Source organism: Nocardia sp. NPDC046763, from assembly GCF_040645495.1.
Lineage (GTDB): Bacteria > Actinomycetota > Actinomycetes > Mycobacteriales > Mycobacteriaceae > Nocardia.
On record NZ_JBEYYI010000028.1, the window covers coordinates 1 to 18,017 of the forward strand.

Genomic DNA, 18,017 nt, shown 5'->3' on the forward strand with positions numbered 1-18,017 from the left:
CCGAAGATCTTCCAGGTCAACTGGTTCCGCCGCAGCGCCGACGGGAAGTTCCTGTGGCCCGGCTTCGGCGACAACGTACGCGTGCTGAAGTGGGCGCTCGAACGGCTGGACGGCACTGCTCCGGCCGAGCGCACGCCGATCGGCTTCGTGCCCACCGCCGCCGCGCTCGATCTCGACGGACTCGGCGACGGCTACCGCGGCCTGATCGACGCCGCCCTGACCGTCGACACCGACGAGTGGGTGCGCGAGCTGGAATCGATCGACGAGTGGTACGCCACCATCGGCGGCAACCGTCTGCCCGATGCCTTGCGGGCCGAACTCGTCGCCCTGAAACTGCGCCTCGCCGAGGCGCTCTGACGGTGCCCTCGTGGCGGGGCTGTCGGATGCCCGGGCGGCCAGGTGCGCATGTCGCACTTGACCGCCCGGGCAGCACCGGCGTGCATACTCTCGAGGAAGCCGTCGGCACGCCATCACCCGCCAGCCCGTATCCGTCACCATCGAAAGCAGTCAGAAATGAGCGATCCGACCAAACCGAATCTGGCACAGCGCCTGCGCTATATCTGTGGCGGGACGCTGCCGCCGAGCATGCGGCAGTGGGTGATCGACGACCTGACCGGTCCGGGTGCGGCGCGGCGCTATATGTTGCGCATCCTCATCCCGATCATTCCGCCGCTGTGCCTGTTCCTGCTCATACCCGGCCCGCTCTGGATGGGCTTGGCCATGATGGCGCTGCTGTACCTGCCGCTGATCTACTTCACGGCCGCCCTCATGTACGTCTTCCGCCGGGCCCGGCTCGCCAAGCACGGCCTCGACCCGGTCCTGGCCGATCAGCGCGAACGCGATCGCGCGGCGGCGGCGCGGGAGGCCTACGAACGGGCACACGGGCGCGGCTGAAACTCGGGTGGATCAGATCTGCTCGAACAGATCAGGTCAGGTAGCGCTCGGTGAACTCGGCGAGGACGCCGTTGCCATCGCCCTTGACCTGATCCCATGAGAACGGGAGCTGCTTGACCTCTTCGTAGGAGCGGGTGCCGGGCGCGACCGGGATGTCGGTGCGGGCGGGGATCATCTTGTGGACGGCGGTGATCTGCTGAGCCTCGGGGGTGAACATGTAGTCCACCAAGGCTTTCGCGGCCGCGGGGTTGTGGGTGGTGTTGAGGATGAAGACGGGCCGCGGTGTGATCACGGTGCCGGAGGACGGTGAGATGACCCGCAGCGGAACGCCTTTGGCGGCCGCGTCGTAGGCCGCGTAGTCGACACCGCCGAGGACGACGGCGTAGGCGCCGGCGGCGACCTCGTCGAGGGCGGGGCCGTTGCCGCCGCGCACCACCATGCCGTTCTCGAAGAGGGCGTCGAACATGGCCCAGGTGCGGTCCCTGCCCCACGCGCTGACCATGGCGGCCAGCAGGTCCCGGGCGGTGCCGGATTCGCGCGGGTCCGGCATGATCACCCGGCCGCGGAACTCCGGCGCGGCCAGATCGGCCCAGTCGTTGGGCAGGCGGGGGCTCACCTTGCTGTTGACCACCATGGTGAGCGCCGACCCGTCCCGGCCGATGAAGCCGTGATCCTTGCCGATCCAGCCGTCGTGCACCTGGTCCGCGCCGCGCGGGGTGTAGGGGAGGGTGCGGCCCTGCAGGTCGTACTCCGCCGCGGGTGTCCAGGACGCCAGGTACACCACATCGGCCTGCGGCCGCGGGCCCTCCTTGTCGAGTTTGGCGGTGATCTTGCCGGTTTCGCCGCTGACGACGTTCACCTTCACCCCGGATGCCCTGGTGAATCCGGCCAGCAGGTCGTCGGTGAGGTCCTGCGGATTCGCCGAGTACAGGGTGAGCTGCCCGGACAGCCCGGATGGCGGGGTCCACGAACTGGTCACGGCGGGAACGGATGCCGGTTCGGCGTGCGTGCCGCAACCGGTGGTCGCGAGCGCGCTGGCGGTGACGGCCGCGATGACAACGCAGCGGGGGAGCGACATTCCGCGGAACCCTTTCCGAAGGACCCCGTCTCACTTCGGGTTCCACAGCACTCTGTCGCGAGAGATTAGGCAGCGTCTCTGACTCCGCAGGGTGCGGCGGGTGAACAGACGGTGACATCTCGGCCCGCAACAACCCTTTGCGTGGTGCAGTGATTTGTGTCACAGTTTGGTAGCGGTTAGCCTCGATAGTCACAAACGCTTTTCGTTTCCTTTGCGCTGTCTTTACGATTACCCGCGATCTGCCAAGCGTCGTGGTTCTCCAGCCTCGCCCGCCGCTGCCTCTCGATTCGATGCCAGTACATGTTGACCGATGAACCGCGCGGCGCTGCCGTGCCGGCGAAGGAGAGATATGTCCACCGACACCGATCAGCCTCCACGGACGTCGCTTCCCGGCTTCGCCGCCCTGGTGCGCCACGATCTACCCGCCTCGTTCGTCGTCTTCCTGGTCTCCCTGCCGCTGTCCATCGGCATCGCCGTCGCCGTGGGCGCGCCGGTCGCCGCCGGACTCATCGCCGCGGTGGTGGGCGGCGTGGTCGCCGGACTCTTCGGCGGATCGACCCTCCAGGTCAGCGGGCCCACCGCCTCGCTGACCGTGGTGGTCGCCGAATCGATCAACCAATTCGGCTGGGCCGCCACCTGTTTCATCACCATCCTGGCCGGTGGCCTGCAGATCCTGTTCGGGCTCAGCCGGATCGCACGCGGGGTGCTGGCCATCGCGCCGGTGGTGGTGCACGCCATGCTCGCCGGAATCGGCATCGTCATCGCGCTCGGGCAGGTGCACGTGCTCATGGGCGGCGATTCGCTGACCTCGTCCTGGGACGCCATCATCGCGCTGCCACATCAGCTGGCCTCGGTCCATCCCGGCGACCTGTGCATCGGACTGGTCGTCATCGCCATCCTGCTCGGCTGGCGGCGGCTGCCCGAACCGGCCCGCCGGGTGCCCGCGCCGCTGGTGGCGGTGGTGGTGGCGACCCTACTGGCGCGCGTGCTGCCGGTGCGGGTCGAGCACATCACGCTGAATGGCTCACTGCCGGCGGAACTGCACCTGCCGCAGGCGCCGCACGGCAGCTGGGCCACGGTGGCCCTGATGGCGGTGACCATCGCGCTCATCGCCAGCGTGGAGACCCTGCTATCGGCCGTGGCGGTGGACCGGATGCGCCAGAACTCCGGGCGCCGAACGGATCTGGATCGCGAACTGCTCGGCCAGGGCGCGGCCAATATGGTCTCGGGACTGATCGGCGGCCTGCCGGTGGCGGCGGTCATCGTGCGCGGCATCGCCAATCTCGAAGCGGGAGCGCGCACCAGGGCCCTGACCATGCTGCACGGGCTGTGGATCCTGCTTTTCTCGGTGGCGCTGGTCGACGTGGTGCGCTCGATTCCCAAGGCGGCGCTGGCCGGACTGCTCATCGTGGTCGGTATCCAGCTGATCAAACTCGCCCATATCCGGCGCGCCCAGCGCGCCGGCGACCTGGTGGTGTACGCCGCCACCGCCTTCGTGGTGGTGTGCTGGAATCTGTTGCCGGGCATGCTGGTCGGGCTCACGCTGGCCTTCGGCCTGCTGCTGTGGCGGGTGGTGCGGGTGTCGGTGGTGGCCGAGGAGGTGGACGCGCGGCGCTGGCGGGTCACCGTCGACGGCAGCTTCACCTTCCTGGCGCTGCCCAGGCTCACCGCCGAGCTCGCCAAGGTGCCCGACAGTGCCGATGTGGTGGTCGAGATGACCGTCGACTTCATGGACCACGCCGCCTACGACGCCGTGCAGGACTGGGTGGACCAGCACGGGAGTGCAGGCGGCACAGTCGAATTCGTGGAGGTCGGCGCGGTGCGCATGGCCGACGTCGCCGACGGGCCGCCCGCCCGCGGGCACTCCCGGCACCTGCTGGACGAGGTCCTCGGCCCCTGGCGGCGCACCGCCACCGATGTGGACCCGATCGTCGCCGGTGTAGCCGCCTATCACCGCAGTCACGCGCACGTCGTGCGCCCGCACCTCGGGGTGCTGCGCGACAGTCAGCAACCAGACTCTCTTTTCGTCACGTGCGCCGACTCCCGGATCGTGCCGAACGTGATCACCAACAGCGGTCCGGGTGACCTGTTCACGGTGCGCAATGTGGGCAACCTGATTCCGCGTGGCGCCCAGGACTCGTCCATGGAGGCCGCGCTCATCTACGCCCTCGACAAGCTGGACGTCCGCTCGGTGGTGGTGTGCGGGCACTCCGGGTGCGGTGCCATGGGTGCGCTGCACAGCGAACTGGTCACCGGGTCCCAGCTCGACGACTGGCTCGCGCACGCCCGGCCCAGCCTCGAGCGGTTCCGGCTCGGGCATCCGGTCGCGGTGGCCGCGGTGGCGGCCGGGTTCGGGCCGGTCGATCAGCTCGGCATGGTGAATGTGGCGGTGCAGCTGGAAACGCTGTCCGCGCATCCGGTGGTCCGCCGCGGCGTGCAGGAACGCGGCGTGGTGCTCTCGGGCCTGTTCTTCGATATCGCCACCGCGCGCGTGGTGGAGGTCACGGTGGACGGGATCGCCGAGATCGATCACGTCGGGCGGGTGGTCCGACCCGCGTGACGACCGGGGAAGAAGGGGTGTGGACCCGAGGGGGTTCACCCCCCTTTGCATTGGGGCCTACATTTCTCAGATTTTGCTAAGTCTTTACCTTTAACCTTGGCTCTGCTCGTCCGGTGACTCTGCGGCCAACGCTGTCCGCAGCCTTTATTCGATGCCCCCTGTACATGCTCGCTGAGGAGCGATATGTCTAGCGACACCGATTCACCGCCAGGTAGAACCGACGGCCGGCTCGACAGCCTGCTGCGTCATGATCTTCCTGCATCCTTTGTCGTCTTTCTCGTCGCACTGCCGCTCTCGCTCGGCATTGCGGTCGCCTCCGGTGCGCCCATCGCCGCCGGACTCATCGCCGGCGTGGTCGGCGGCCTCGTCGTCGGCCTGCTCGGCGGTTCACCGCTGCAGGTCAGCGGGCCCGCGGCCGGCCTGACCGTGGTGGTCGCCGCCACCATCAACGAATTCGGCTGGAAGACAGCCTGTTTCATTACCGTGCTGGCCGGTGTGCTGCAAATCCTGTTCGGGCTCAGCCGCATTGCCCGTGCCGCGCTGGCCATCGCGCCGGTCGTGGTGCACGCCATGCTCGCCGGTATCGGTGTCACCATCGCGCTGCAGCAGTTCCATGTGCTGCTCGGCGGAACCTCGCAGAGCTCCGCGTGGGAGAACCTGAAGGAACTCCCGAACCAGCTGCTCAACCTGCACGGCGACGACTTCGTCGTCGGCCTGGTGGTCATCGCCATCATGCTCAGCTGGAAGTACGTGCCGGGCAAACTGAAGGTGCTGCCCGGCCCCCTGGTCGCCGTGGTCGTCGGCACCGTGCTGTCGTTGGTGCTGCCCGGCGATCCGGAGCGAATCGTGTTGAGCGGCTCGCTGTTCGACGCCATCGGACTGCCCGCGCTGCCCTCCGGCAAGTGGAGCGAGGTGGTGCTCGCGGCACTGACCATCGCGCTGATCGCCAGTGTGGAGAGCCTGCTGTCGGCGGTGGCCGCGGACAAGATGCACACCGGCGAGCGCACCAACTTCGACCGTGAACTGGTCGGGCAGGGCGCGGCCAATGTGATCTCCGGCGGCCTCGGCGGCCTGCCGGTCACCGGCGTCATCGTGCGCAGTGCCACCAATGTGCAGGCCGGCGCCCGCTCGCGCGCCTCGGCGTTCCTGCACGGCCTCTGGATCCTGGTGTTCTCGGTGGCGCTGGTCGGTCTGGTGCAGCAGATTCCGAAATCGGCCCTGGCCGGTCTGCTGATCGTGGTCGGCATCCAGCTGGTGAAGCTCGCCCACATCAAACTCGCCCGGCGCACCGGCGACCTGCTGGTGTACCTCGTGACCGTGCTCGGCGTGGTGTTCCTGAACCTCCTCGAGGGCGTCGTCATCGGCCTGGCGCTGGCCTTCGGCCTGCTGCTGTGGCGGGTGGTGCGCGTCTCGGTGAGCGCCGGCGAGGTAGCCGGCACCGATCGCTGGCTGGTCAGCATCGACGGCACCTGCACCTTCCTGGCGCTGCCGAAACTGTCCTCGGAACTGGCCAAGGTGCCCGGCGGGGTCGATGTGCTGGTCGAGATGAGCGTCGACTTCCTCGACCACGCCGCCTACGAGGCCGTCCACGACTGGTCCAACCAGCACGAGAGTACCGGCGGCACAGTCGAATTCGTGGAACTCGGCACCGCTCGCATGGCGCACGCCCTGACCGGCCCGCCGGTGCGCGGGCGCGCCCGCGCCCTGCTCGACGATGTGCTGCGCCCCTGGCGCGACGACGACGGCAACCCGATCACCCAGGGCGTGGCGGCCTTCCATCAGCGCAACGCCCACGTGGTGCGCCCGCACCTGGACGAGCTACGCGACGAGCAGAACCCGCACTCGCTCTTCCTGACCTGCGCGGATTCGCGGATCGTGCCCAACATGATCACCAACAGCGGGCCCGGTGACATATTCACCATCCGCAATGTCGGCAACCTGGTGGTCCCCGGCGGCCGCGACAGCTCCATCGAGGCGGCGCTCGCCTTCGCCATCGACGATCTGGTCGTGGACAACGTCGTGGTCTGCGGTCACTCCGCGTGCGGGGCGATGAAGGCACTGGTCGCGGGCGGGCCCACCGGGCCCGGCCTGGGCAACTGGCTGGTCCACGGCCGGGCCGGCCTGGATCGCTTCCGCTCCGGCGACCCGGTCGCCGCCGCGGCGGCGCGCGCCGGATTCGGGGTGGTGGACCAGCTGTCCATCGTGAATGTGGCAGTCCAGCTGGACACGCTGCGGGCCCACCCGGTGGTCCGGCGGGCGATCCTGGAACGCGGCCTCGAGGTATCCGGCCTGTTCTTCGACATCGGGACCGCCCGAGTTCTGGAGGTCACCTCCACGGGCATCCGGGACATCGACGCACCCGAGCTATCGGCGTTGGCCCACACGCACTGATAGCGCCCACCCTGCGATAGTGCGGGCTTCCCGTTCGGGAATGCCCGCACTATCTGTCTTCCAGAGTGGCGATCCGGCCGATGCTCGCCGCCTGGCGCGTCGGCGCGGCGGGGGAGCTTGCGCGGCATACGCTGAGCGCGCCTCGCGGCATCGCGGGTCGAACGGGTGCGCCGGGGGTCGTGGGGGAGCGGCCCACATCGGCGCGAAAACGTGACATCGTGGGTAGTGATCACTGTGAATCGGCCGGATCGGAGTCGAATGGAAATGGTTGCGCAGCCCCCCGTTTCACAGGCCCTGGTGCCGGGCACCGAGTTACTGCGACCACAGTGGCTGGCCGAGCGGATCGCCGACATGGGGATCTCGTGGGGGACTGCCAACTCGCGGGTGTCGGGGACGCTGTGGTGGTGCATGGCGGCCTCGTCGCTGGTGGATCCGATCGTCGCGGCCATCGCGAGCGGGCGGCCCGCCTTCGACCCCGCGCTCGAGCACATCGCCCTGGAGATCCGGCCCGACGGCGGCGTGGAGCGGGTGCTGCCGGAACCGCACGGCTACCTCGTCGGCGCGGGTCCGCTCGCCATCGAATCCTGGTCTCCGATCACGCCATCGCCGCGATCCGCGGAGTCGGCGGGCCCGGCTCCGGTGGTTCCCGCCGAGAGTGCGGACGCCGAATCCGGAGGCTGCTGTGCGACGGCTTCCGTCGGACATGCGTTGCGGCACACGCTGTCTCGCGTGATTCCGGTGGTGGCCGAGGTGTCCGGCGCGGGCGCGGCCTCGCTGTGGGCGATCGTGGCCGACGCCGTCGGCAACCGTGCCCTGGACATCGGGGCCGAGGAGGCCGGTGCCCGCCTGGCCCGCGATGTCGCGGGCCGGCTGCCGGTGCCGCGCTTCCAGGACGTCGGCGGCCGCACCTTCGTGCGCCGCATCTCCTGCTGCCTGGTCTTCGAGGTGCCGGGCTGCCAGATGTGCACCAGTTGCCCCAAACGCCCCGCCCCCGAACGCGAAGCCCTGCTCGCCGAGGTCGCCGCGCGCGGCTGACGGCCGGGCGGCGCGCGTCGGATCGTCGTGCGCGCCCGCAGCCGCCACCCCGGCTGCCCGAAACCTCCTGCGGCGCAGGACAAACGCACACGGTCGAGGCCGCCGCACGCGAGTGGCGGCCTCGGCCCCGTGGTGAATTCGCTTGCCGTGCCGGGGCGGTCGCTCGGAGAATCAGGCGGTCGACCTGCCCGTGAGCGCTGGACTCCGCGGTTCGGGCCGATCTTGTTCCGCAGGTGCTGACGGTTACTCGATTCTTGGTGCTGATCGGGTGTTTCACCTGGTCACAGCGGCAGGATCGACCCGGGCCGGGACGTGCGCGGGGGCGGGCGACGCGGCGGGGCCGGTCCATCGGCGCGCGGTGACAACCGTGCCGATAGAGTGGTGCCCGCCGGGGCTCTGCCCTTCACGAAGGGGGTGCCCGGTCATCCAGTCCAACTTGTACGGCGGATCGACCGCCCGCCGTGAACCGCCAAGGAGTGTCCAGCCGTGACCACCTCACCCCAGCAGACCCCAGTCGCCCGCGTCCGGGTTGCGGCTGGGACTACCGCCGGGGCCGCGGTGCGCGAGGCGGATCTACCGAGCAAGGGCCCGGCCGCGGTCATCGTGGTGCGTGACGCCGAGGGCGCGCTCAAGGACCTGTCCTGGGTGCCCGAGCTCGACACCGAGGTGGAGGTCGTCACCGCCGATTCCCCGGACGGCCGCAATGTGATCCGGCACTCGGCCGCGCACGTGCTGGCCCAGGCGGTGCAGCAGGAGTTCCCCGAGGCCAAGTTGGGCATCGGCCCGTTCATCAAGGACGGCTTCTACTACGACTTCCAGGTCGACCGCCCCTTCACCCCCGAGGATCTGGCCAAGCTGGAGTCCCGGATGAAGAAGATCATCAAAGGCGCGCAGCGGTTTTCGCGCCGGGTGGTCGAGGTCGACGAGGCCCGCGTCGAACTGGCCAAGGAGCCGTTCAAGCTCGAGCTGATCTCCGACAAGTCGGGCATCGACGATCCGGAGGTCATGGAGGTCGGCGGCAATGAGCTGACCATCTATGACAACCTGGACCCGCGCACCGGCGAGAAGCTGTGGGGCGACCTGTGCCGCGGCCCGCACATCCCGACCACCAAGTACATTCCGGCCTTCAAGCTGACCCGCTCCTCGGCGGCCTACTGGCGTGGTGACCAGTCCCGTGAGGACCTGCAGCGCATCTACGGCACCGCCTGGGAATCCAGCGAGGCGCAGGACGAGCATCTGCGCTTGCTCGAGGAGGCCGAGAAGCGCGACCACCGCAAGCTCGGCCTGGAACTGGACCTGTTCTCCTTCCCCGACGAGCTGGGCTCGGGCCTGCCGGTGTTCCACCCCAAGGGCGGCATCATCCGCAAGGAGCTCGAGGACTATTCGCGCCGCCGCCACATCGCCGCCGGCTACGAGTTCGTCAACACCCCGCACATCACCAAGGGCCATCTGTTCGAGGTCTCCGGCCACCTGGACTGGTATCGCGACGGCATGTTCCCGGCCATGCACCTCGACGCCGAACTCAACGAGGACGGCTCGGTGCGCAAGCCCGGCCAGGACTACTACGTCAAGCCGATGAACTGCCCGATGCACAACCTGATCTTCCGGTCGCGCGGGCGCTCCTACCGCGAACTGCCCTTGCGCATGTTCGAATTCGGCTCGGTCTACCGCTACGAGAAGTCCGGCGTCGTGCACGGCCTGACCCGGGTGCGCGGCATGACCCAGGACGACGCGCATATCTACTGCACCAAGGAGCAGATGCACGCGGAGCTGACCAGCACCCTGCAGTTCGTGCTCTCACTGCTGCGCGACTACGGCCTCGACGACTTCTACCTGGAGCTGTCCACCAAGGACCCGCAGAAGTCCGTGGGCTCCGACGAGCTGTGGGAGGAGGCCACCGAGACCCTGCGCAAGGTGGCCACCGACTCCGGTCTGGAGCTGGTGCCGGATCCGGGCGGGGCCGCCTTCTACGGCCCGAAGATCTCGGTCCAGGCCAAGGACGCGCTCGGCCGCACCTGGCAGATGTCCACCATCCAGCTGGACTTCAACCTGCCCGAGCGTTTCGAGCTGGAGTACACCGGCTCCGACGGTGCCAAGCACCGCCCGGTCATGATCCACCGCGCGCTCTTCGGCTCCATCGAGCGCTTCTTCGGCGTGCTCACCGAGCACTACGCGGGCGCGTTCCCGGCGTGGCTGGCGCCGGTGCAGGTGGTCGGCATCCCGGTCGCCGAGACCTTCGTCGAGCACTTGGACGGCGTGATCGAACGCCTGCGGGACAACGGCATTCGCGCCGAGGTCGACCACGGCGACGACCGCATGCAGAAGAAAATCTTCAACCAGACCGCGCAGAAGGTGCCGTTCATGCTGCTGGCCGGCGCGCGCGATGTGGAGAGCGGCGCGGTCAGCTTCCGCTTCCGCGACGGCACCCAGGTCAACGGTGTGCCCGTCGCCGACGCGGTGGCCACCATCGTGGACTGGATCGCGCGCCGCGAGAACGAGTCGCCTACCGCGGAGGGTTTCGAGATCCGCAAGGCGGATCGATGAGTGAATGGATTGCAGCCGTGCCCGAGCAGATCGTTGATACCGGTGCGGGGGATCCGGATCGCCTGCAGCGGCTGTGGACCCCGTACCGGATGTCCTACATCACCGGTGAGGCTGAGGACCGGAAGATCGACGTGCCCAAGAAGACCGGGCACCCGTTCACCGACATCCCGGAGATGTCGGACGAGGACGGCCTGATCGTCGCGCGTGGCGAGTGGGTGTACGCGGTGCTGAACCTGTACCCGTACAACCCGGGCCACATGATGGTGGTGCCCTACCGCCGGGTCGCCGACCTCGAGGACCTGACCACCGAGGAGAGCGCCGAGCTGATGGCGTTCACCCAGCAGGCGATCCGGGTGATGAAGCAGGTGTCGCGGCCCGAGGGCTTCAATGTCGGCTTGAATCTCGGTGGCGTTGCCGGTGGTTCACTCGCTGATCACCTGCATCAACATATCGTGCCGCGCTGGAGTGGGGACGCGAACTTCATTACCGTCGTCGGCGGAGTGAAGGTGATGCCGCAGCTGCTCCGGGAAACCCGGGCGCTGTTGGCACAGGCGTGGAAGGAAGCCGAATAGGCATGAGCGGGTCAGGCCCGGAAGCGGCAGCGAAGCGTAACCATGTAGGGCCCCCGTTCATGTCCAATGGTTACAGCATGGAAGGACGCGGGACAGCGTGCTGAGCTTCTTCGGTCGCGAGACGTTCGCCAAAGCGACTGCGCCCCTGGGCAAAGCGCTGGTGAGCACGGGGCTCACGCCCGATGCGATGACGCTCATCGGCACCACCGCCTCGATCGTCGCGGCGGTGACCCTGTTCCCGACCGGTCACCTGTTCTGGGGAACCATGGTGATCTGGCTGTTCGTCATGTTCGACATGCTGGACGGGGCCATGGCCCGCGCCCGGGGCGGCGGCACGAAATACGGTGCGGTGCTGGACGCCACGTGTGACCGCGTGGCCGACGGCGCCATCTTCGCGGGGCTTGCCTGGTGGTCGGTGTACCACGCGCACTCCGAGCACCTGTTCGTGGCGACCCTGGTGGTGCTGGTGACCTCGCAGGTCATCTCGTACGCGAAGGCGCGGGCGGAGGCCAGCGGGCTGTCGGCCGACGGCGGCCTGATCGAGCGGCCCGACCGCCTGGTCATCGTGCTGGTCGGCGCCGGATTCACCGGCATCGGTGGCTATTTCGGCATCACCTGGCTGTCGTACGCGGTGTACGCGGCCATGTACGCCCTGGCCGTGCTCAGCATCATCACCGTCTTCCAGCGGGTGCTGGCGGTGCGCAATTCCCCTGGCGCCCGCGACATCATCGCCCCCACGGCGAAGGCTCCGGAGGATCCGCAGCGGTGACAACCGATTTCACGTCCGCGATGACCGACAAGGCGTACGCGGCCGGGTGGCGGCTTGTCCGGGGCCTGCCGGAGGGTGTGGCGCGCAAGGGCTTCGACGCGGGCGCGAACGCCGCCGCCCGGCGATCGAATCGGAAGGCGCACCGTGGGCACCCGAACCAGCTGCGCCGCAACCTCGCTCGCGTGCTGGGCACGACTCCGGCGGCGGTGCCGGACAGCCTGATCGCGGCGAGTATGCGGTCCTATGCCCGCTATTGGCGCGAGGCGTTCCGGCTGCCGTCGATGGACCACACGGCGCTCGGACAGCTGCACGTGGACGGTGTCGAGCACCTGGACGCGGCGCTGGCCCGGGGCAAGGGCGTGCTGCTGGTGCTGCCGCACTCGGGCAATTGGGATATGGCCGGGGTCTGGCTGGCGCAGAACTACGGCCAGTTCGCCACGGTCATGGAGCGTTTGAAGCCGGAGTCGCTGTTCGAGCGGTTCGTCGAGTACCGGGAGAGCCTGGGCTTCGAGGTGTTCCCGCTGACCGGCGGCGAGCAGCCGCCGTTCCCGCAGCTGGCCGATCGGCTGCGGGCCAACAAGGTGGTCTGCCTGCTGGGGGAGCGCGACCTCACCGGTAAGGGGGTGCCGGTCACCATGTTCGGTGAACGCACCTGGCTGCCCGCCGGCGCCGCCAAACTGGCCGCCGACACCGGTGCGGCGCTGCTGCCCGTGCACTGCTGGTTCACCACCGAGGCCGATGGCCGCGAGGGCTGGGGCATGCAGGTCTTCGAGGCGCTGGATCTCTCCGGCGGCATCGCGCCCGCCACCCAGGCGCTGACCGACGTGTTCGCCGCCAATATCGCCGCCCATCCGGCGGACTGGCACATGCTGCAGCCCCTGTGGGAAAGCGACCTCTCGCAGGCCAGACTGGAACGTATCGCCGCTGCGCAACAGGCGCTGGGCCATGACGCGCAGGGGTCGCAGGGAACAGGGGCGCTATGAGAATCGGCATGGTCTGCCCGTATTCGTTCGATGTGCCGGGCGGCGTGCAAGCCCATGTCGTGGAGCTGGCGCAGGTGCTCATCGAGCGCGGCCACAAGGTGAGCGTGCTCGCGCCCGCCGCCGACGACACGCCGCTGCCCGATTTCGTGGTGTCGGCGGGCAAGGCCGTGGCCATCCCCTACAACGGCTCGGTGGCACGACTGTCCTTCGGGCCCACCGCCTATACCCGGATCCGCCGCTGGATCGCCGAGAACGACTTCGACGTCCTGCACATCCACGAACCCAACGCACCCAGCCTGTCCATGCTGGCGCTCAAGATCGCGGAGGGGCCGATCGTGGCCACCTTCCACACCTCGACCACGAAGTCACTGGTGCTGAGCACTTTTCAGGGTGTGCTGCGGCCGTACCACGAGAAGATCAGCGGCCGGATCGCGGTGAGCGAGCTGGCGCGGCGCTGGCAGGTGGAGGCGCTGGGCGGGGACGCGGTCGAGATCCCCAACGGTGTCGACGTGCCCGCGTTCGCGCACGCGCCGCTGCTGTCCGGCTATCCGCGCGCGGGGAAGTCGGTGCTGTTCCTGGGCCGGTTCGACGAGCCGCGCAAGGGCATGGAGGTGCTGCTCGGCGCGCTGCCGGAACTGGTGCGCCGGCATCCGGAGCTCGAGCTGCTGATCGTCGGCCGCGGTGACGAGGACCGGCTGCGCCGCGAGGCGGGGGAGAACGCGGGACACCTGCGCTTCCTGGGCCAGGTGTCGGATGCCGAGAAGGCCTCGGCCATGCGCAGTGCCGATGTCTATGTCGCACCCAATCTCGGCGGCGAGAGCTTCGGCATCGTGCTGGTCGAGGCGATGGCCGCCGGGACCGCCGTGGTCGCCAGCGATCTGGACGCCTTCCGCCGGGTACTGCGCGACGGCACCGCGGGACAGCTGGTGCCGGTCGGTGACTCGGCGCGACTGGGTGAGGCGATCAGCGGCATGCTCACCGACGACGCCCGGCGCGAGGAGTTCATCCGCACCGCCAATCAGGTTGTCGGCGAATATGATTGGCCGGTCGTGGCCGAGCAGATCCTTCGGGTGTACGAGACCGTGACCATCGGCGACGTGCGCGTCAGGACCGCCGGATGATCACCTTCTCCGCGACGACCATCCTGGTCCTCGCCCTCGTCGCGGCCCTCATCGTCACCGCCGCAGTCTGGGCGTACACCACCGCCAACCGCCTCGACAGGCTGCACGTGCGCACCGACCAGGCCCGTCACGCGCTGGACGCGGCCCTGGCCCGGCGCGCGGTGGTGGGGCGCTCGGTGGCCACCACCCTGGCCGGGCTCTACGATCCGGCCCTGGTCGAGCAGGCCCGCCGGCTGACCGCCCTGGCCGACCGTGCCGAACGCTCCAACTGGCGCGACCGCGAAACCGTCGAGAACCAGCTCGCCGCTGCCCTGTCCGCGGTCGACATCGCGCTGCTGCCACCCCAGCTGGTGGCCGAACTCGCCGACGCCGAGGCCCGGGTCCTCATCGCCCGCCGCTTCCACAACGACGCGGTCCGCGACACCCTCGCCCTGCGCACCCGCCGCCTGGTCCGCTGGCTGCACCTCGGCGGTACCGCACCGCTGCCGATCTACTTCGAGATCGCCGAGCGGGTCACCCCCGCCGCCTCCACCGGCCTCGATGTCGACACCGTCCGCACCTCGGCCCGCGTGGTCCTGGTCGACGAGAACGACCGGGTCCTGCTGCTGCAGGGTGTCGACCCCAAGGTCCCAGACGTCCCGTTCTGGTTCACCATCGGCGGCGGCGTCAACCCCGGGGAGACCCTGCGCGAGGCCGCGATCCGTGAACTCTACGAGGAAACCGGCCACGCCGCCGATTCGTCGGCCCTGCGCGGCCCCCTCTGGCGCCGGGTAGCGGTCTTCCCTTTCAACGGCGAACTCATCCGCTCCGAGGAACTCTTCTTCGTCCTGCGTGCCAGGGCCTTCGACCCGGTTCCCACCAATCTCGACTACATCGAACGCCGCTCCATCACCGGCAGTAAATGGTGCACCCCCACCGACATCGCCCAGATCGACCACTCCGGCGAAACCGTCTACCCCTACCACCTCGACCAACTGCTCGCCGAGGCCATCGCGGCCGCCGACTCCGACATCGACCCCGAAGTCCGCTCCATCCGCTGACAACCGCCGGCCCGGTCCGGTGGGTGGGATCGGCGGCTGAAAGCCCGTATTCCGGGCGGCGGGCGGGGCTACGGTGGGGCGATCAATGGTGATCTGCGGCAAGGACTTACGGCATGAAGTTGATGTATGTGTTGTGGGGCACGGGACTGGGGGAGCGGCTGCGGGGTGAGGAGCTGCGCAAAGAGCTGGCCGGGGTGGGCGTGACGGCCTATCAGGTGAATGTGCGGGATGCCGATGTCGAGGCCGCGCAGGTGAAGCACACCACCTATGACGCGCCGATCGACGCGATCGTGAGCGTGTGGACCGAGGGTGAGCACGCGGCGGTCACCGACCTGCTGCGGGCGGTGGCGGAGGACGTGAACGGGTGGGTCGTGGATGAGCGTCGGCCCATCGAGCCGCCGGTGGTCGAGGACGGGGTCCGGACCGACGCGCTGGCGAATATCGCGATTCTGCGGATTCCCGAGGACCTGACGCGGGAGGAGTGGCTGCATCGGTGGCACGTCCTGCACACGCCAGTGGCTATCGAGACCCAGGACACGTTCGGCTACGTCCAGAACACCGTCACCGAGGCGATCACCGTCGGCAAGCGGGTCGACGCCCTCGTCGAGGAACTGTTCCCGATGGCGGCCATGACCAGCGCACATGCCTTCTACGGCAGCGGCGGGGACGACGCGGAACTGCAGCGGCGCGTGACGGCCATGATGGAGAGCGTCGTGCGCTTCGGCGCGCACCTGAATCTGGATCTGGTGCCCACGAGTCGGTACGTCTTCACCCTGGGCTGATCGGCGGCCTCCCGGACCTTCCCGTGATCTATGGCGCAACCTCCGCTAGGGTCCCTGGGAAGGTTTGCCGCGCAACGGAATCGGCGGACCGTGTGTGGAAGGTGGAAAATTCTTCGTGTCTTACCTGCTCTACGACTTCCTGGAACCGTTGATGGGCCCGGCCGCAGCCGAGTATTGGGCGACGATTTTCGTCGTCGGACCGCTGTAATAGCGGCACGGTAACCCTGGCGCTGTGATGCCCGTCATCCCTTGTGGGGGCGGGCAGTCCAGTCGTGTCGGACTGGCTATGAAGTGGCCTGAAAGTGCCGCCTAGAATCGACCTGTTCGATTCCGAGCGATCCGATTGGCCCAGATGACCCAGGAGTTTGCCGTGACCACGCCCGACACCACCCCGACCATCGGTACCGCCCGCGTCAAGCGCGGCATGGCCGAGATGCTGAAGGGCGGTGTGATCATGGATGTCGTCACGCCGGAGCAGGCCAAGATCGCCGAGGACGCCGGTGCCGTCGCGGTCATGGCGCTGGAGCGGGTCCCCGCCGACATTCGCGCCCAGGGTGGCGTGTCCCGCATGTCGGATCCGGACATGATCGACGGCATCATCAACGCCGTCTCCATCCCCGTGATGGCGAAGGCCCGCATCGGCCACTTCGTCGAGGCGCAGATCCTGCAGTCGCTGGGTGTCGACTACATCGACGAGTCCGAGGTACTGACCCCGGCCGACTACTCCAACCACATCGACAAGTTCGCCTTCACCGTCCCGTTCGTGTGTGGCGCGACCAACCTGGGCGAGGCGCTGCGCCGAATCACCGAGGGCGCGGCCATGATCCGCTCCAAGGGTGAGGCCGGCACCGGTGACGTTTCCAACGCCACCACCCACATGCGCAAGATCCGCGACGAGATCCGCCGCCTGACCTCCCTGCCCAAGGACGAGCTGTACGTGGCCGCCAAGGAACTGCAGGCCCCCTACGAGCTGGTCGCCGAGGTCGCCGAGACCGGCAAGCTCCCCGTCGTGCTGTTCACCGCCGGCGGCATCGCCACCCCCGCCGACGCCGCCATGATGATGCAGCTCGGCGCCGAGGGTGTGTTCGTCGGCTCGGGCATCTTCAAGTCCGGCAACCCGGCCGAGCGGGCCGCCGCCATCGTCAAGGCCACCACCTTCCACGACGACCCCGACGTCCTCGCGAAGGTCTCGCGCGGCCTGGGCGAGGCCATGGTCGGCATCAATGTCGAGGAGATCCCCCAGCCCCACCGCCTCGCCGAGCGCGGCTGGTAATCGGCTCCGCGAGAAGCGAATTCGACACCGCCGGGTGCTCCGTTCGGAGCCCCGGCGGTTGTCGTGTCAATTGCCGGTGATCTTGCTCAGGTCCATGGTGCACGTGGCGAGGGCCAGCGAGCCGGTGGCCGTGTTCTCCACCAGCACCTTGTCGCCCTGCATGATGCGGCAGGTGATGGTCGCACTGTCGTCGTCGGCGGCCGTCGCGCTGAGGGTGGCCATCTTCAGAAAGCCGGTCAGGGTGACATCCTTGCTCCACGGCAGTTGTGCCGAGGTGCTGGTCCCTGATCCCGTGTCCCCGACGCTATAGGTGATCGACGGTTTGACGTACGTGCCTTCGCCGGACCCGGTCACCTCGTAGCGGACATCCACGGTGCGCTTGGATTCCTTGGCGACATCATTCGCGGCCTTGCCGAACACCGCTGTGCAGGCTGCGAACGGCAGCACGATGAACAGCAGCAGTGCCCCCACGATCCACGGCCAGATCTTCCGCTTTTTCGGCGGTGGCGGCTGCATCGGATATCCCGGAGCCGGAACACCTTGGTACGTCATGAATCCCCTTGATTTGTATTCCTGTGGACCGGAGCGGAACCGTATCAGCGGAATTGCGCGCTGAGAACCGCCCGAAGCGAGGATGGATAGGTCGTCGAATCGGTGGGGGAATCCGTTGGTATCGGACGGAATTGGAGATTCTCACCGAAGTCGGCAGAGTGCGGATCTCGGAGGATTTCGCGGTTGCATTGTGCACGAGTGACCTTCGGCTACCTGCGGGTTGCCGGGTAGGTGCTGGGTGCCAAGGATCGGATGCGCGGCAGGCGCAGCGCTCCGGACTCGCCCATACCGGCAGCTACCTGCGTGCATACCGTTCAGCAAACACCAGCTAATTCTTTCGGAATGTACTGCGGCAAAGGCACCACCTGGTGCTTCCTTACTGGTCTTCGGCTCAGTCATCGGTGAGCCGTCATGAAAAGCCAC

15 protein-coding genes are annotated in these 18,017 nt (G+C 68.3%); 13 read left to right on the forward strand and 2 right to left on the reverse strand.

From position 1 onward, the window contains the following. Together ABZ909_RS33785 and ABZ909_RS33790 are read left to right on the forward strand one after the other, a co-directional pair. Nucleotides 1–357, forward strand: a 357-nt coding sequence (locus tag ABZ909_RS33785) for a phosphoenolpyruvate carboxykinase domain-containing protein (RefSeq protein WP_357007959.1), incomplete at its 5' end; no start/stop codon positions are given. Nucleotides 358–513: 156 nt separating this feature from the next. Then, nucleotides 514–894, forward strand: coding sequence for a DUF5313 family protein (locus ABZ909_RS33790; RefSeq protein ID WP_357007962.1), 381 nt, complete (start codon nucleotides 514–516; stop codon nucleotides 892–894). 31 nt (nucleotides 895–925) lie between these two features. Here ABZ909_RS33790 and ABZ909_RS33795 read toward each other — a convergent pair whose 3' ends face one another. Continuing rightward, nucleotides 926–1,972: an extracellular solute-binding protein gene (locus ABZ909_RS33795; RefSeq protein ID WP_357007964.1), complete on the reverse strand. Its 1,047-nt coding sequence runs from the start codon at nucleotides 1,970–1,972 to the stop codon at nucleotides 926–928. Nucleotides 1,973–2,321: 349 nt separating this feature from the next. Between ABZ909_RS33795 and ABZ909_RS33800 the strand changes: the two genes are divergently transcribed. From ABZ909_RS33800 to pdxS, 11 genes are all read left to right on the forward strand, one after another. After that, nucleotides 2,322–4,532, forward strand: coding sequence for a bifunctional SulP family inorganic anion transporter/carbonic anhydrase (locus tag ABZ909_RS33800; RefSeq protein ID WP_357007966.1), 2,211 nt, complete (start codon nucleotides 2,322–2,324; stop codon nucleotides 4,530–4,532). 183 nt (nucleotides 4,533–4,715) lie between these two features. Beyond that, nucleotides 4,716–6,923 carry a bifunctional SulP family inorganic anion transporter/carbonic anhydrase gene (locus tag ABZ909_RS33805; RefSeq protein ID WP_357007969.1) on the forward strand — a complete coding sequence of 736 codons (2,208 nt, stop codon included), beginning with the start codon at nucleotides 4,716–4,718 and terminating at the stop codon, nucleotides 6,921–6,923. 264 nt (nucleotides 6,924–7,187) lie between these two features. Further along, the gene (locus tag ABZ909_RS33810) at nucleotides 7,188–7,958 is read left to right on the forward strand and encodes a (2Fe-2S)-binding protein (protein ID WP_357007971.1); all 771 of its coding nucleotides are present in this window, start codon (nucleotides 7,188–7,190) and stop codon (nucleotides 7,956–7,958) included. 486 nt (nucleotides 7,959–8,444) lie between these two features. After that, nucleotides 8,445–10,502 carry a threonine--tRNA ligase gene (gene thrS / locus ABZ909_RS33815; protein WP_357007973.1) on the forward strand — a complete coding sequence of 686 codons (2,058 nt, stop codon included), beginning with the start codon at nucleotides 8,445–8,447 and terminating at the stop codon, nucleotides 10,500–10,502. Further along, nucleotides 10,499–11,074: an HIT domain-containing protein gene (locus ABZ909_RS33820; protein WP_357007975.1), complete on the forward strand. Its 576-nt coding sequence runs from the start codon at nucleotides 10,499–10,501 to the stop codon at nucleotides 11,072–11,074. The genes thrS and ABZ909_RS33820 overlap by 4 nt, the downstream gene beginning before the upstream one ends. A 97-nt stretch (nucleotides 11,075–11,171) precedes the next feature. Further along, nucleotides 11,172–11,843, forward strand: a complete 672-nt coding sequence (gene pgsA, locus ABZ909_RS33825; protein WP_357007978.1) for a phosphatidylinositol phosphate synthase — start codon at nucleotides 11,172–11,174, stop codon at nucleotides 11,841–11,843. A gap of 20 nt (nucleotides 11,844–11,863) precedes the next feature. Beyond that, nucleotides 11,864–12,826, forward strand: a complete 963-nt coding sequence (locus ABZ909_RS33830) for a phosphatidylinositol mannoside acyltransferase (RefSeq protein WP_357008230.1) — start codon at nucleotides 11,864–11,866, stop codon at nucleotides 12,824–12,826. Beyond that, nucleotides 12,823–13,947, forward strand: coding sequence for a glycosyltransferase family 4 protein (locus tag ABZ909_RS33835; RefSeq protein WP_357007981.1), 1,125 nt, complete (start codon nucleotides 12,823–12,825; stop codon nucleotides 13,945–13,947). The genes ABZ909_RS33830 and ABZ909_RS33835 overlap by 4 nt, the downstream gene beginning before the upstream one ends. Continuing rightward, nucleotides 13,947–14,987 carry an NUDIX hydrolase gene (locus tag ABZ909_RS33840; protein WP_357008233.1) on the forward strand — a complete coding sequence of 347 codons (1,041 nt, stop codon included), beginning with the start codon at nucleotides 13,947–13,949 and terminating at the stop codon, nucleotides 14,985–14,987. Before ABZ909_RS33835 ends, ABZ909_RS33840 begins: the two co-directional genes overlap by 1 nt. A gap of 113 nt (nucleotides 14,988–15,100) precedes the next feature. Beyond that, nucleotides 15,101–15,769: a hypothetical protein gene (locus ABZ909_RS33845; RefSeq protein ID WP_357007984.1), complete on the forward strand. Its 669-nt coding sequence runs from the start codon at nucleotides 15,101–15,103 to the stop codon at nucleotides 15,767–15,769. Nucleotides 15,770–16,121: 352 nt separating this feature from the next. Continuing rightward, nucleotides 16,122–17,042 carry a pyridoxal 5'-phosphate synthase lyase subunit PdxS gene (gene pdxS, locus ABZ909_RS33850; protein ID WP_357007986.1) on the forward strand — a complete coding sequence of 307 codons (921 nt, stop codon included), beginning with the start codon at nucleotides 16,122–16,124 and terminating at the stop codon, nucleotides 17,040–17,042. A gap of 66 nt (nucleotides 17,043–17,108) precedes the next feature. On the opposite strand, the gene ABZ909_RS33855 is transcribed toward pdxS, so the two are convergent. Next, complete coding sequence (locus ABZ909_RS33855) at nucleotides 17,109–17,594, reverse strand: MmpS family transport accessory protein (protein WP_357007988.1); 486 nt, start codon at nucleotides 17,592–17,594, stop codon at nucleotides 17,109–17,111. Between the last annotated feature and the right edge of the window lie 423 nt (nucleotides 17,595–18,017).